Origin of the sequence: Psychrobacter sp. P11F6, from assembly GCF_001435295.1 — a bacterium.
GTDB lineage: Bacteria > Pseudomonadota > Gammaproteobacteria > Pseudomonadales > Moraxellaceae > Psychrobacter.
Map to the genome: position 1 here is coordinate 3,072,165 of NZ_CM003594.1, position 12,391 is coordinate 3,084,555.

Sequence of the window (12,391 nt, forward strand, 5' to 3'; positions counted from 1 at the left end):
TAATTGTAAATAAATAGCCACTCCACACCGAATAGAACCCTAACAATATGAAGGTTAAAGCATGGAAAATAAACAGTATCAGACGGATATTTATTCACTGAGTATTATGACTGAGCGCAATCAGGCATTGGCAGCGACTGTCTATCGCCCTAAAAATGAGGTAAAAAAAACGGTTATGATCGCGCCAGCAACGGGTATCAAGCGCCAGTTTTATCACAATTTTGCCACTCACTTAGCAGAAAATGGCTTTGGTGTACTAACCTTTGACAATGAAGGCATCGGTGAATCGCTGTCGTCTGCATTGGCTAAATGCGATGCATCACTGATTAGCTGGGGTCGCCATGATATGCCAGCCGTCCTTGATGCGTTGCAAGATGAATTTGCCGACGCCACTTATCATTTAATTGGTCATAGTGCAGGCGGTCAGCTGATAGGTTTGATGCCAAATTATAGTACGCTCGCTTCAGTGTTCAATGTCGCCTGCTCATCAGGTCGTATTAAAAATATGAGCATGCCCTATAAACTAAAGGCGATGGGTTTTATGGATGCCTTCATTCCACTCGCCAACTTGACGTTAGGGTACACGCCGTCAGATAAAATTGGTATGGGCGAACCGCTACCACGGGGCGTGTCTCGGCAGTGGCGCGAATGGTGTAATGGCGCAGGCTATATCAAAACAGCCTTTGGCAAAAGTATACAAACGCACTTTTATAATGACATTACTATGCCATCATTATGGCTGGGGTTTAGTGATGATGACATTGCCAATAGCAAAAATATGGATGATATGATTCGTGTTTTTACTAAAATGCCAGTCGAAAAGCACTTTTTAGATCCCAAAGACTTTGGTCTAAACAGCATCGGTCATATGCGCTATTTTAGTAGCAGAACCAACGCTAAAGCCCCACAGCTTTGGCAAATGGCGGTTGATTGGCTAAAGAATCAATACACTTCAGGGCCTATTTAACTACGGATTCGTCTATTGATTCTTTCATGTTTTCTGCCTTGATGCGTTTGGTTAAGGCAGAATAAAGCGACGGCTGCATATTATGGATATTACCCAGCATCCATTTTACGTAGCTGATGGGCACGTCTTTAATCAGCATGCCCTTATGTTTGCCAAAGGGCATCTTGCTCACTGGATTGGCTTTATTAACGATAGCATGGATAGCAGAAAAATCCGTCGGTGCAATGGCTAGGCGCTCACAACACGCCTGATAAAGCAGATAACACATACGCGCATCACCCAGCGCATCATGAGCGGCAATCGTCATCCTACTTGCTTCCTCTTTGCCTAATAATTGCTCGATACATTTGGACTGACCATAAGCACTCCACTCTGGAAAAGCCACACGCGCCAGCCGAACCGTACATATCAACTTAGTAGACGGACTGCCAATAACCCGCCAATCAAAGCGGACGTTATGACCAATCAAATACTGCGGCAACTCAAACGCCTCTAAATCAAAGCGCTCAAGACCAGCGACATCCTCATCAGTAATGCCATGAATTCTAATGACAACTGGTGATATCGAACGACCACTATTAAAGTACTTCATCCACTCAAAACCCGTCATCGCATTAATAGTCGCCACTTGAATCGGACGCGGATCACGACCTTGGTCGGTTTCGGTATCGATAATCAGCGCAGTGTCAGTCATAAAGATTCAGCCATAGATAACAATAATAGATGGATAGCAACATTGGTATTTTATGTAACGTTTTAAAAATACGTAAACTTTAAAAGAAACGTTATATTTATGGGGATAAAAACTAGAGATAACAATGGCATACAAAGAATAGATAACTTCACTTATATAATAATAAGGAAAACTAATTCAAAAAACTAAAGAGAGATCGATGCTAGCAGATGACAATAACCCGCAATTAAAACAAAAGAAAAGGCCAACCTTTTTAAGCCGTGTACTCAGTGTGCTTATTAAAGCGGCTGTATTGTTGATGCTATTATTTGTATTTGATAGGCTCTTACCCAGCATCAGCCAACAAACTCAGTCATTTGTGATGGCAAAATGGCAACAGCTCAGCTTATTACAGCAAGAACCACCGACGGAAAACAGCTTACCCAGTCCACTCCCAGAACAACATCTAACAGATACGTGGGGCGCTGCACGCAGTCAAGGTCGCAGTCATGAAGGTATCGATATCTTTGCCGCACGAGGCACACCAATACGAGCCACAACACAAGGCATCGTCAGCAAAGTTGGTGAAAATACGTTAGGCGGTCGTGTGGTGGTCGTGGTTGGACCAGGCGGCGCAGGGCATTATTATGCGCATTTAGAAGATTATGCAGATATTAGTCCAAACGACTGGGTTGATGCCGGCGATATCATCGGCTACGTCGGCGACAGTGGCAATGCAAAAGGTACGCCGCCACATGTGCATTACGGTATTTATATCAGCGGCAGTGCAGTGAACCCCTATCCACTTTTACAAAAAAATTAGGGTATTGCAGCTGATCTAATGTGGGCAGCTGGAAAAACCATACTGAACGTCGAGCCCAGCCCTTCTACTGATTCAATTTGCAAATTGGCTTCATGCTGATATAAGACGTGTTTAACGATTGCCAAACCTAGCCCTGTGCCGCCAGTCGCCCGACTACGACCTTTATCAATACGATAAAAACGCTCCGTCAACCGTGCGATATGCTCAGGTGCAATACCAATACCATTGTCTTCGACGGCAAATCGGCAACCTTCTGACGTTTTTGTCCAGCTAATGGCGATATTACCGCCCTTGGGCGTGTATTTGATGGCATTAATCACCAGATTAGAAAGCGCGCTATTTAGATACATCTCTGAGCCATACAGTCCGTCATAAGTGTCTATCTGCAAGTGAATGGTATGCCCATATTCTTGATTGTACGCTTGCGCATCATCATAAACATGGGTCAGCAGCTTGGTCATATCAATATAACTGAGCTCATGGGTTTCTTCGATTTCGATGCGAGATAACAGCAATAAGTCATTCACAATTCTATTCATACGCGCAGTCTGTTGGCTCATCAGCTCAAACCCGCGCTTCCAATGCGGCGGCATATCTGGCTGATCCGAAAAATTTTCTAGATAACCCATCATGACGGTCAACGGTGTGCGTAACTCATGCGAGACATTCGCCACAAAATCGCGGCGCATCTCCTCTAAATGATGCAAGCGCGTCACATCATAAATAATGAGCAGCTTCTCATCGCCAAAAGGCGTGAGCTCACACTTTAGATAACGCTTGGGCGCGCGCCACGAGACAATGTGCACACCATCCTGAGCACCATCGTTAGGGTTGGTCGTCGCCTGATAATACTGACGAAATTCAGGCGCACTAATAAAGTCAAAAATGCACTTACCTTTATCTGACAACTGTAACAACATTAAATCTTCGGCGGCCTGATTCCACCATTCGAGCCCATCATCGTCATTGAGCAAAACCACCGCATCACGCAATGCGCGTAGTGCGCTTCTAATTTTTTTGAGTTGATCTGTTGTATTCTGCTGAGTTGCTAGCAGTGACTTATTTTGTTGGTCGCCTTGAGCCGATATTAGGGTGTTCATCCATCATCCTTATCACTATTCGCCGTTTTTCACTGTGCTGCGATTAACATACTGCTTTTATAGCGAATAAAAACCGTCCGTTAAATTGGTTCAATAAAGCTAGAAAATCGATATCCTGTCCCACGCACTGTCTGTATCAACGTATCACATTGATGCGGTCGTAGTAATGTCCGCAAACGTTTGATATGCACATCAATGGTTCTATCTTCGATATATACATTGCCGCCCCATACTTGGTCTAGCAGCTGCGTCCGCGTATAGGCACGCTCTGGGTGACTCATAAAAAATGCCAATAATCGATATTCCGTAGGACCAACATCAACCACTTTACCAGCCGCTGTCACTCGCTGACTCTTGGGATCAAGGCTCAGATTGCCGATTTCGATAGGTTTATCACTACTGAGCGCGTTACTACGCCGCAATACTGCTTTGATTCTGGATATTAACTCACGTGTCGAAAAAGGCTTGGTCATATAATCATCAGCACCAGCATCAAGGCCATGCACCTTGCTGTCCTCTTCACTTTTAGCCGTCAACATAATGACTGGTATCTCAGCAAGTAGCTCATCATTTTTGAGCAATCGACAAAAATCAATGCCACTTTTATCGCCGGGCAGCATCCAATCTAGCAAAATCAGCGCAGGGCGGTGATCAACCACTTGTTGGTGCGCCTCAGATACATCCGCTGCCTGCAAACTATCAAATCCCGCCATCTCTAGCGTCATGACGATCATTTCACGAATCGCAGGTTCATCTTCAACAATCAAAATTTGCTCATTATACATACGGCATTCTCAGTGTTAGAGGACAACATTTAGCTGACAAAAAAGGCGATAAATGCTCGCCTGCTGCTCCCTATTAAACGGGGTAATTATGACAGCTTAATGACATTCAACTTTTAAGCGGTTCATAGGTCTCGTGACGGCTAATGCTTAGTTTACTCAATCTACTTCTAACAAGAAATTCAATGGCCCATCATTGACGCTCGACACTTGCATATTAGCGCCAAACTGACCCGTTGCCACGTTTGAATGTTGCGTGTTGGCGTAGGCGACCAATTGTGCAAACAACGCTTGCGCCGCATTAGGTGCCATCGCACCACCAAAGTCAGGGCGACGACCCTTGTCTGTTTTTGCCATTAGCGTAAACTGTGATACCAATAACAGTCCGCCACCAACTTGCTGGACATTTTTATCCAGTTTGCCGTACTTGGCAGGATCATCATCATTGTCAAAAATACGATAGGTGAGGATTTTATCCACCATGCGCTGGGCGCTTGTTAGGTCGTCATCAGGCCCTAAACCAATATAAGCCAATATGCCTTGCTCAATCGTACCAACACACTGCGCATCGACGGTGACACTAGCACGGCGTACGCGCTGTATAAGTGCTTTCATTTACGGATTCCTTACCAATTATGCCCATACAATAATACGCCGTCCATGATAAAATACGGCCATTCTCTTGCTTATTAATTATTACATCACACCCTATTTTGGTAGCCTCATTATGAATGTATTCACTACTTTACAACAGCTTGTCCCGCAGCAGCAACTGAGTAAAGTTGCTGGGCGTCTAGCCGCTAGCCGCCATCCTTATGTTAAACGCACGTTTATCCGTAGCTTTGCTAAAGCCTACAACGTCAGCTTGGACGAGTATGAGCGCCAAAGTCTCAACGCCTATGAGAGCTTTAATGATTTTTTTACTCGTGAGCTAAAAGAAGACGCGCGCCCTATCGACATGACGCCTCATGGTATCGTCAGTCCTGCCGATGGTATTATCTCGCAGTTGGGTCAAATTGACGACCATAAATTGCTTCAAGCAAAAGGTCGCTATTATGACGTTGGTCAACTGCTTGCTGACAGTGAAGATGGACGCTATTTTGCGGATGGGAGTTTTGCAACGGTTTATCTTGCGCCCAGTAACTATCACCGTGTACATATGCCCTTCGCCGGTACTCTGACCAAAACCCGTTATGTACCGGGCACGCTGTTTTCGGTCAACAATACTACAGCGGCGAACGTGCCAGACTTATTTGCGCGTAATGAACGCTTGGTTTGTCTGTTTGATACAGCATATGGTAAAGCAGCGGTGGTGATGGTTGGGGCGATGATTGTCGCTGGTATCGAAACGGTGGCGACTGGTAAAATTGCCCGCACTGATGATATTCAAGAAGCTGAGCACAATATGAGCTTTGAAAAAGGCGATGAGCTGGGTCGTTTTTATTTAGGCTCAACCGCAATTGTCATTCTACCAAAAGGCGCAAAAGCAGATTGGCAAGACAGTATGAAAGCCGATAGTGTGGTAAAAATGGGACAGCTACTAGGGACTACTAACGCTTAATAATTGAGCGATTTAATGACTTAAAAAAGCTCAGTCCAGCATCCTAATCTATGTTGAACTGAGCTTTTTATTGTGGGTAATGATCTTATCGCAACGTACTAGCTTAATAATGAAAGTAGTTAATAAAAAAAGTAGTTAATAACGAAAGTGCTTGAGAATAGGATAAGCAAATAAGATATTTTCTTCTTGCGTACCGCGTCCGATATTGTGAATAATCAGCGGTGTACCATCCGCAGCGACTTTATCAGAGACGATACCTGTATGCGGCAAATTGCCATTCGGTAATCGCCACGTCACCACATCGCCTGCTTGAAAACTGGCTTTATCAGTCGTCGATAATGTCTTTGCGTGACGCGCAAAAAACACTTCAAGATTGGGCACTCGGCGATGGTCGATATTCTTATCGGTTGATTTCAGCCCCCAAGTCTTTGGATAAGCCGACCAATTTGACTTCATATCATGGTTGACTAATTGCTGTAGATCTATATTTTGCAAGCGATAAGCACGGACGATAACATCGGTACAGACGCCAGTTTCTATCGGTACATCGCCACGCGGAAAATCCAACTTGCGGTAAGCAGGATCATAGCTGGTGGTAATACCGATCTGTTTTTTGGCATCGTGCGCCAGTTTATCACCATTACTAATAGGTGCGGCAGCATGCGTTAGTTGTGCCAAAGTTAATAGGCTAACAAAGACGAGCGATTTAGCAAAAACCTTATAAGTGCCAGTGACTCTCATTTAATAATCTCTCTATATAATATGCTTAATCGCTCATTTAGTTAATTCTAAACGCTTTAATATTTAAAGAATACAAATATTTGCAAACATGTAAACGGCAAAATGATGGCTCTATTTAAGCATCAATCAACCACCCTTGCCGAGTCGCATAGTCGATATTTTTTGATAGCCAATCATGAATGGGAGGAAAGCTGTCTTTGATAAAAGCAAGTGCCGCAGTCACTTGCGAGCACGTGACGTTAGCATCAATCCACGTTTCCCCCTCAGTATTGAGATTGAGTAAAAACGGCAATAAACGATCAACCACTCTGAGCAGCTGGGTTTCTTTACTACTACCCGTCTCCTGCTCTTCCCAAATCTCATTTAAATCCATGATGCCATTGCCACGCTCACGTTGTAATCTGGCAATACCAGCGCGTTCTTCAATGTGCGCCTCGCTACGACTGTTTGCGAATAAAAACGTATCGCCAGCGTCAATCTCACCCAAGTCATGTACCAATGCCATCTTGAGTAGTTTTTCATGATTGACATCTAGCTCAAACTGTTCAGCGATAGACCAGCACGCCATGGCTAAATGCCATGAATGTTCGGCAGAGTTTTCTTTACGTGTGGTATGCGTCACATAGCTACGACGATTGATACGTTTAAGCGCATCAAGCTCTAATAAGAAATGAGTGACATGATCTATATCAATGTTTGAGGCAAGCGTTGGGTTGGTTAATAAAAGGGGTTTGGTTGATGGCATAAATTTTCTCTTAATTTTTCTACGAAGATATAGCGCTTCATTTTACCTTTACGCATAAGCAAGTATTATACATTTTATGAGCGCTATAAAAGAGCATGCCAACCTATAGCTAATCAGCACCACTATAAAAAATAGCGCTTATGTGAGTAAGCGCTATCGGTTCTATTTTGAATAAAATAACTATTTAATCAAGTTACTGATGGTTTTAAAAGCAGGGTCTTGACTACTTCGGCATAACTCAAACAGAATGGTTTCAACCGTGGTAATCACGCCACCAGCACGGCGAATACGGCGTATTGCTTGCTTTTTATCATATGGAAAGCGTGAGCCGACCGCATCACCAATGATGACGGGCTGCATACCATTATCTAGCAAATCAAGCGCTGTTTGTAGTACACAGACATGTGTCTCTACGCCAAATAGCAAAACAATACTTCGATTTTGCTGCGCTAAATAATGCCACGAATCATCATTATCACAAGCGCTAAAAGTGACCTTTTCAAAGCTTTTGGCGTTATCGCCTTCTAATACCTCGCGTATTTCAGGTAGCGTATCGCCAAGCCCTTTTTTATACTGTTCATTGAGCATGATAGGGATATTCAGTGCTTGTAAACCTTTAATAAGCGTCACTGTTTTTTTGACGATGTTTTCATGGTCATAAATATGCGGTGTTAAGCGTTCTTGAACATCGATTATCATCGCTTGGGTATTTTCGCGAGCGATTCGATAGGTACGGTCGGTAATCATAGTAGACATGGCACACTCCTTGTACGGCTGACTTTATTGTTAAAGGCTATGTTAATTTTATCATTGATATTGTCTTTATTAGACTTACTGTTATTTAGTCATAGTTTGCTGAGGGCGTCAATGGAGATAGTCTCTAATAATGATTAATAACAATTCATCACGTTTGATTAATACTGCTTAGCGTAGGTTTTTGATTATGAATAGCCAATAACTATATATTATGACGCCTAGCATTCCTTAATAACGACTGTTTTTGAGTCATGACTATGACCACACCGAAAACAATACCAAAACACAAGGTTAAAAGATAATACACCATATAAATGAGCGTGTTTATAAATGCAAAGAACATGCTGGTTAAAGTAATGATTAATATCGCAGCGATAGTACCGCCGAATAGCTCTCTATATTTTTTATTAAAAATCTTAAAGGCCACCAACGGTATCGCGATACCAAACAAGCCAAATGTAGCACCCCAAACACCTGCCATGTCCATATCAAAATATAGCACCCCTAAAACATTAGCGAAAATACCACATATAAAAAACGCAATCGTAAAACGTATAGGACCCAATACCTTTTCCAAAATATAACCTGTAGCAAACAGCATTCCCAGACTCATCACTAAATGCATAATTCCTGCATGTACAAAAAGTGCTGTGGCCACCCGCCAATGCTTACCAGCTTGCAGCGCGTCCATCGTCAACCCACCTACACTATTTACCTGTCTAGATAAAGGGTCAATGATATCCATACCCATGAATACGGTCAGTATAAATGCACCTATACAGGTCAGTATTAACACCAACGTCGCAGGTCGCTCTTTATTACTTCTAAACCAAACTACTAGGCTTTTTGATACATCACTGACTGGTGCTCGTTTTTTTACGGGCTTTTGTTTTTGTATATGTTTTCGCTTTCGTGTATGTTTTTGCGTACCTTTCTTTTCTTGACTATCAAACTCTGCTGCGAGAACGAGCAACAAGCACAACACCATACCAATAAAAAACGAACCAAACCCCCAAACAAAATCACGATCTAAGCTATCAGCAAGTAACCCTGTTTCAGGTAATAATACCAAGTGTGGCAAATTAGATTGCCTATTAGCCGTAGAAATCGTGTGTAAGTAAGCATTTCTACTATTTGATGATTTAAGTTTCTTAAAGTAGCTGATATTAGAGAAGTCTTTGGCTTCGTACTTATGGCGCGAGTCGTTAATAAACGCTGAATATTGACTGTCTTTAATACTTTGGTCTGCACGATTATCGTATTTCGTGTGGTAGCTAGAACCTAGCCAAATATTCTCAGCGGCTATAAATGGCGTCGCAATGTAATAATCAATATGCAATGTTGAGTCAAAATTTCGTCCACTGATTACTTGTGTTTCTATATAAGAAACGCTCTCTAATTTGAGTGGCTCAAAATCATTTACTCTGAAATACTTTTGCTTTGGATAATGACGAATATCATTCAAGCTATTTACTTCAATGACCTCGTAAGCCGCTTTGGATAAATAGTTTTGGCTGAGAACGAGCGGTATCACTAGTGCTAAAACCATCGTTATAAAAAAGTAGCCTGAACTACTGCGCTTAACCCACTTTAAGGTTAAAAGCTCATACCTCGGCCACATCCAAATACTAACGACTAAAACAGATAACAGAAAAGGAATACCAAAATCCCAATAGCCTTCCTTTAAAGGTAGAATATCTAGATAAATATCTAGCAACCAACGTAAAGCACCGAAAAGTAGAATAGTCAGGATACTAAGACTTAAATATGGCAAGAATACTTGCTTTAGTTTTAGTTTGATAGATTCTTTAGCGCTTAGGCTTTGTGTTCGCTTCTGTTTATCCCTTTTGCTTACTCTTTTTTTGTTTCTGCTTCTATTTTTATCCTTATACCTATACTGGCTTTGCTTATTATTATCCATGCCCTATCACCACAAATCTAGCGTAACTTAAACTGTTGAAATGCTTTTTTATCAATCGTTGCTTTTAAGACTAATAGTAAGCAAATAAACATTCCAATGATAAAAAACCTAAAGAATTTTGCTAACTCTTTATCTGCTTTTTCGTTAAGTGTGCTCAACTGAGATACAAGTATTATTGGGTCATTAATATGTTGCTGACCTGACAATCTAATCGCTTCTAAATAACCATACTTAGTATCTGAGTTTTGCAATTTTTCAAAATAATCAGCAGTAGATATCTCTTCATTTGCATATTGTTGTCTAGAAATCTTTTTAAAATTTTCTATTTGTTGAACTTTCTCTTTTTCTTCAAGATCATTATCAATAACCTTAGTAAAAGCCTGTCCCCACCAGATATCTTTATCTCCATAAAAAGGAGTGGCAAAATATAAGTATATTTTTAACTCTTGTCTAGATTTCCCCATCTCCCTAGTATTGAAGTAAGAAACAATCCCTTGTTTCTCCACACTTTTATTATCAACTTGGAAATATTTTTGTTTTGGATATAATTTAATGTCACTTATATTACTTATATCAATAATGTCATATGCTGCTTTATATAAGTAAGCTTGACTGATTGATATAGGCGGAAATAAAGCAAGTATCATCACCAAGTAAAATACATTAGCGCTATTATCATCAAATAATTCAAATCGTAGCAGTCTAATCCTTGATCGCATTATGACAAGCACTAAAGTAACACTGATAATTATTGGGATAATTAAGTTCCAGACCGTATCTTTTAGAGGCCATATCCCTAGACAGATGTCTAACATCCATCTTATGATGTTGTAGAATAAAATGGCGCCAATACTAAAACCTAAAAAAGGAAGAAAGATATAGCGCATTTTTAACTTAAACACCTCTAAATCTAAGCGCCTCTTATCTGACGATTTATGATGTGCCATTTATACTCTACCTTTCATTACTATGACTTAAACCAAAAAAAAGCGCCTCCAACATTAAGTTAGAGGCGCTCATCTTACAAGATATTAAAGCATATTAATCAACAAATATTAGCTTAGCTGAAACTTAAACACGCTCAATAATAGTCGCGATACCTTGACCAAGACCGATACACATGGTCGCTAGACCGATTTCAGTATCTGATTGCTCCATGGCGTTTAGCAACGTAACCGTGATACGAGCACCTGAACACCCTAGTGGATGTCCTAATGCAATCGCTCCACCATTGATGTTGACGATGTCTTGCTTGTCCGTCAAGTTCAAGGCTTTTAGTACTGACAAACCTTGCGCTGCAAAGGCTTCGTTTAGCTCGATGGTTTGCATATCATCAATGCTCATGCCAGCACGCTTAAGTGCTTTTTGCGTCGCAGGTACTGGACCGTAGCCCATGATAGCCGCATCACAACCAGCAACAGCCATGCTACGAATACGAGCACGTGGCTTTAGACCTAGCTCTTTAGCTTTTTGCGCGCTCATCACTAGCATCGCTGATGCACCATCCGATAATGCAGATGAGGTAGCAGCCGTTACCGTACCGCCTACTGGATCAAAGGCTGGACGTAGCTTTTGCATTTGCTCCATCGTCGCATCTGGACGAATCACTTCATCAACAGTACATAGTTGCAAGCGACCCGCTTCGTCATGACCTTCGATACCGATGATTTCATTATCAAAACGACCTTCGGTGGTCGCAGCCCATGCACGGCGATGCGACTCAAGACCAAAGGCATCTTGCTCTTCACGGGTGATGTTATTCATGCGACCTAGCATTTCAGCGGTCAAGCCCATCATGTTTGAGGCTTTGGCATAGTGCTTTGACGCTTCAGGGTTAAGATCAACGCCATGCATCATGCCGACGTGACCCATATGCTCAACACCACCGATGATGAAAACATCACCTTGAGCAGTCATGATTTGGGCAGCAGCAGTATGTAGCGCCTGCATAGATGAACCGCATAGACGGTTAACGGTTTGACCGCCAGCAGTCTTTGGAATACCAGCTAGCAGACCGATATTACGACCGATGTTTAAACCTTGCTCTAGAGTCTGATTGACACAGCCCCAGATGATGTCTTCGACGTCACGTGGGTCAAAGTCATTACGTTCAACCAATGCACGAACCAATTCAGCAGACATGCTATCAGCGCGGACATGACGGAACATACCGTTTTTGGTTTTACCCATCGCTGAGCGTACGCCATCTACGATGACCACGTCTTTTGGACTTAAAATTGTCATACTATACTTCCTTTTCAATTTTTATTGTCAGTGTAGTCAGCCCATTTCAATGCTATTACTTCGTCAATCTCACTTGAA

General features: G+C 42.0%; 13 protein-coding genes. 3 read left to right on the top strand and 10 right to left on the bottom strand.

Going from position 1 to position 12,391, the window contains the following annotated elements:
• Positions 1-61 precede the first annotated feature (61 nt).
• Positions 62-967: an alpha/beta hydrolase family protein gene (locus AK822_RS12685; RefSeq protein ID WP_060491894.1), complete on the top strand. Its 906-nt coding sequence runs from the start codon at positions 62-64 to the stop codon at positions 965-967.
• Here the strand turns inward: AK822_RS12685 and AK822_RS12690 are convergent.
• Complete coding sequence (locus tag AK822_RS12690; RefSeq protein ID WP_060491895.1) at positions 960-1,661, bottom strand: putative quorum-sensing-regulated virulence factor; 702 nt, start codon at positions 1,659-1,661, stop codon at positions 960-962. The genes AK822_RS12685 and AK822_RS12690 overlap by 8 nt on opposite strands.
• 199 nt (positions 1,662-1,860) lie before the next feature.
• Between AK822_RS12690 and AK822_RS12695 the strand changes: the two genes are divergently transcribed.
• Entirely contained in the window at positions 1,861-2,463 is a 603-nt protein-coding gene (locus AK822_RS12695) for a M23 family metallopeptidase (protein WP_060491896.1), read from the top strand.
• On the opposite strand, the gene phoR is transcribed toward AK822_RS12695, so the two are convergent.
• The 3 genes from phoR to dtd form a co-directional block, all read right to left on the bottom strand.
• Positions 2,460-3,563 carry a phosphate regulon sensor histidine kinase PhoR gene (gene phoR, locus AK822_RS12700; protein ID WP_060491897.1) on the bottom strand — a complete coding sequence of 368 codons (1,104 nt, stop codon included), beginning with the start codon at positions 3,561-3,563 and terminating at the stop codon, positions 2,460-2,462. The genes AK822_RS12695 and phoR overlap by 4 nt on opposite strands.
• An 80-nt stretch (positions 3,564-3,643) precedes the next feature.
• Positions 3,644-4,348, bottom strand: coding sequence for a phosphate regulon transcriptional regulator PhoB (gene phoB, locus AK822_RS12705; RefSeq protein ID WP_055125876.1), 705 nt, complete (start codon positions 4,346-4,348; stop codon positions 3,644-3,646).
• Between the two features lie 156 nt (positions 4,349-4,504).
• Positions 4,505-4,960: a D-aminoacyl-tRNA deacylase gene (gene dtd / locus AK822_RS12710; RefSeq protein ID WP_060491898.1), complete on the bottom strand. Its 456-nt coding sequence runs from the start codon at positions 4,958-4,960 to the stop codon at positions 4,505-4,507.
• Positions 4,961-5,072: 112 nt separating this feature from the next.
• Here dtd and asd point away from each other — a divergent pair, with 112 nt between their 5' ends.
• Entirely contained in the window at positions 5,073-5,906 is an 834-nt protein-coding gene (gene asd / locus AK822_RS12715; RefSeq protein WP_060491899.1) for an archaetidylserine decarboxylase, read from the top strand.
• Positions 5,907-6,041: 135 nt separating this feature from the next.
• Here asd and AK822_RS12720 read toward each other — a convergent pair whose 3' ends face one another.
• From AK822_RS12720 to fadA, 6 genes are all read right to left on the bottom strand, one after another.
• Entirely contained in the window at positions 6,042-6,647 is a 606-nt protein-coding gene (locus AK822_RS12720; RefSeq protein WP_060491900.1) for a DUF1287 domain-containing protein, read from the bottom strand.
• Positions 6,648-6,762: 115 nt separating this feature from the next.
• On the bottom strand, positions 6,763-7,392 hold the full coding sequence (locus AK822_RS12725; RefSeq protein ID WP_060491901.1) for an HD domain-containing protein: 630 nt from the start codon (positions 7,390-7,392) through the stop codon (positions 6,763-6,765).
• A 180-nt stretch (positions 7,393-7,572) separates the two neighbouring features.
• The gene (locus AK822_RS12730) at positions 7,573-8,148 is read right to left on the bottom strand and encodes an isochorismatase family protein (protein ID WP_045447933.1); all 576 of its coding nucleotides are present in this window, start codon (positions 8,146-8,148) and stop codon (positions 7,573-7,575) included.
• Positions 8,149-8,350: 202 nt separating this feature from the next.
• Complete coding sequence (locus tag AK822_RS12735; RefSeq protein WP_087945650.1) at positions 8,351-10,069, bottom strand: rhomboid family intramembrane serine protease; 1,719 nt, start codon at positions 10,067-10,069, stop codon at positions 8,351-8,353.
• 17 nt (positions 10,070-10,086) lie between these two features.
• Positions 10,087-11,016 carry a hypothetical protein gene (locus AK822_RS12740; RefSeq protein ID WP_060491903.1) on the bottom strand — a complete coding sequence of 310 codons (930 nt, stop codon included), beginning with the start codon at positions 11,014-11,016 and terminating at the stop codon, positions 10,087-10,089.
• A gap of 124 nt (positions 11,017-11,140) precedes the next feature.
• Positions 11,141-12,313, bottom strand: coding sequence for an acetyl-CoA C-acyltransferase FadA (gene fadA, locus AK822_RS12745; protein ID WP_060491904.1), 1,173 nt, complete (start codon positions 12,311-12,313; stop codon positions 11,141-11,143).
• Positions 12,314-12,391: the final 78 nt, after the last annotated feature.

What these genes read in the sequence shown, in the direction of transcription:
- AK822_RS12685 (WP_060491894.1), top strand. Translation starts at nt 62, where the DNA reads ATGGAAAATAAACAGTATCAGACGGATATTTATTCACTGAGTATTATG.
- AK822_RS12690 (WP_060491895.1), bottom strand. Translation starts at nt 1,661, where the DNA reads ATGACTGACACTGCGCTGATTATCGATACCGAAACCGACCAAGGTCGT.
- AK822_RS12695 (WP_060491896.1), top strand. Translation starts at nt 1,861, where the DNA reads ATGCTAGCAGATGACAATAACCCGCAATTAAAACAAAAGAAAAGGCCA.
- phoR (WP_060491897.1), bottom strand. Translation starts at nt 3,563, where the DNA reads ATGAACACCCTAATATCGGCTCAAGGCGACCAACAAAATAAGTCACTG.
- phoB (WP_055125876.1), bottom strand. Translation starts at nt 4,348, where the DNA reads ATGTATAATGAGCAAATTTTGATTGTTGAAGATGAACCTGCGATTCGT.
- dtd (WP_060491898.1), bottom strand. Translation starts at nt 4,960, where the DNA reads ATGAAAGCACTTATACAGCGCGTACGCCGTGCTAGTGTCACCGTCGAT.
- asd (WP_060491899.1), top strand. Translation starts at nt 5,073, where the DNA reads ATGAATGTATTCACTACTTTACAACAGCTTGTCCCGCAGCAGCAACTG.
- AK822_RS12720 (WP_060491900.1), bottom strand. Translation starts at nt 6,647, where the DNA reads ATGAGAGTCACTGGCACTTATAAGGTTTTTGCTAAATCGCTCGTCTTT.
- AK822_RS12725 (WP_060491901.1), bottom strand. Translation starts at nt 7,392, where the DNA reads ATGCCATCAACCAAACCCCTTTTATTAACCAACCCAACGCTTGCCTCA.
- AK822_RS12730 (WP_045447933.1), bottom strand. Translation starts at nt 8,148, where the DNA reads ATGTCTACTATGATTACCGACCGTACCTATCGAATCGCTCGCGAAAAT.
- AK822_RS12735 (WP_087945650.1), bottom strand. Translation starts at nt 10,069, where the DNA reads ATGGATAATAATAAGCAAAGCCAGTATAGGTATAAGGATAAAAATAGA.
- AK822_RS12740 (WP_060491903.1), bottom strand. Translation starts at nt 11,016, where the DNA reads ATGGCACATCATAAATCGTCAGATAAGAGGCGCTTAGATTTAGAGGTG.
- fadA (WP_060491904.1), bottom strand. Translation starts at nt 12,313, where the DNA reads ATGACAATTTTAAGTCCAAAAGACGTGGTCATCGTAGATGGCGTACGC.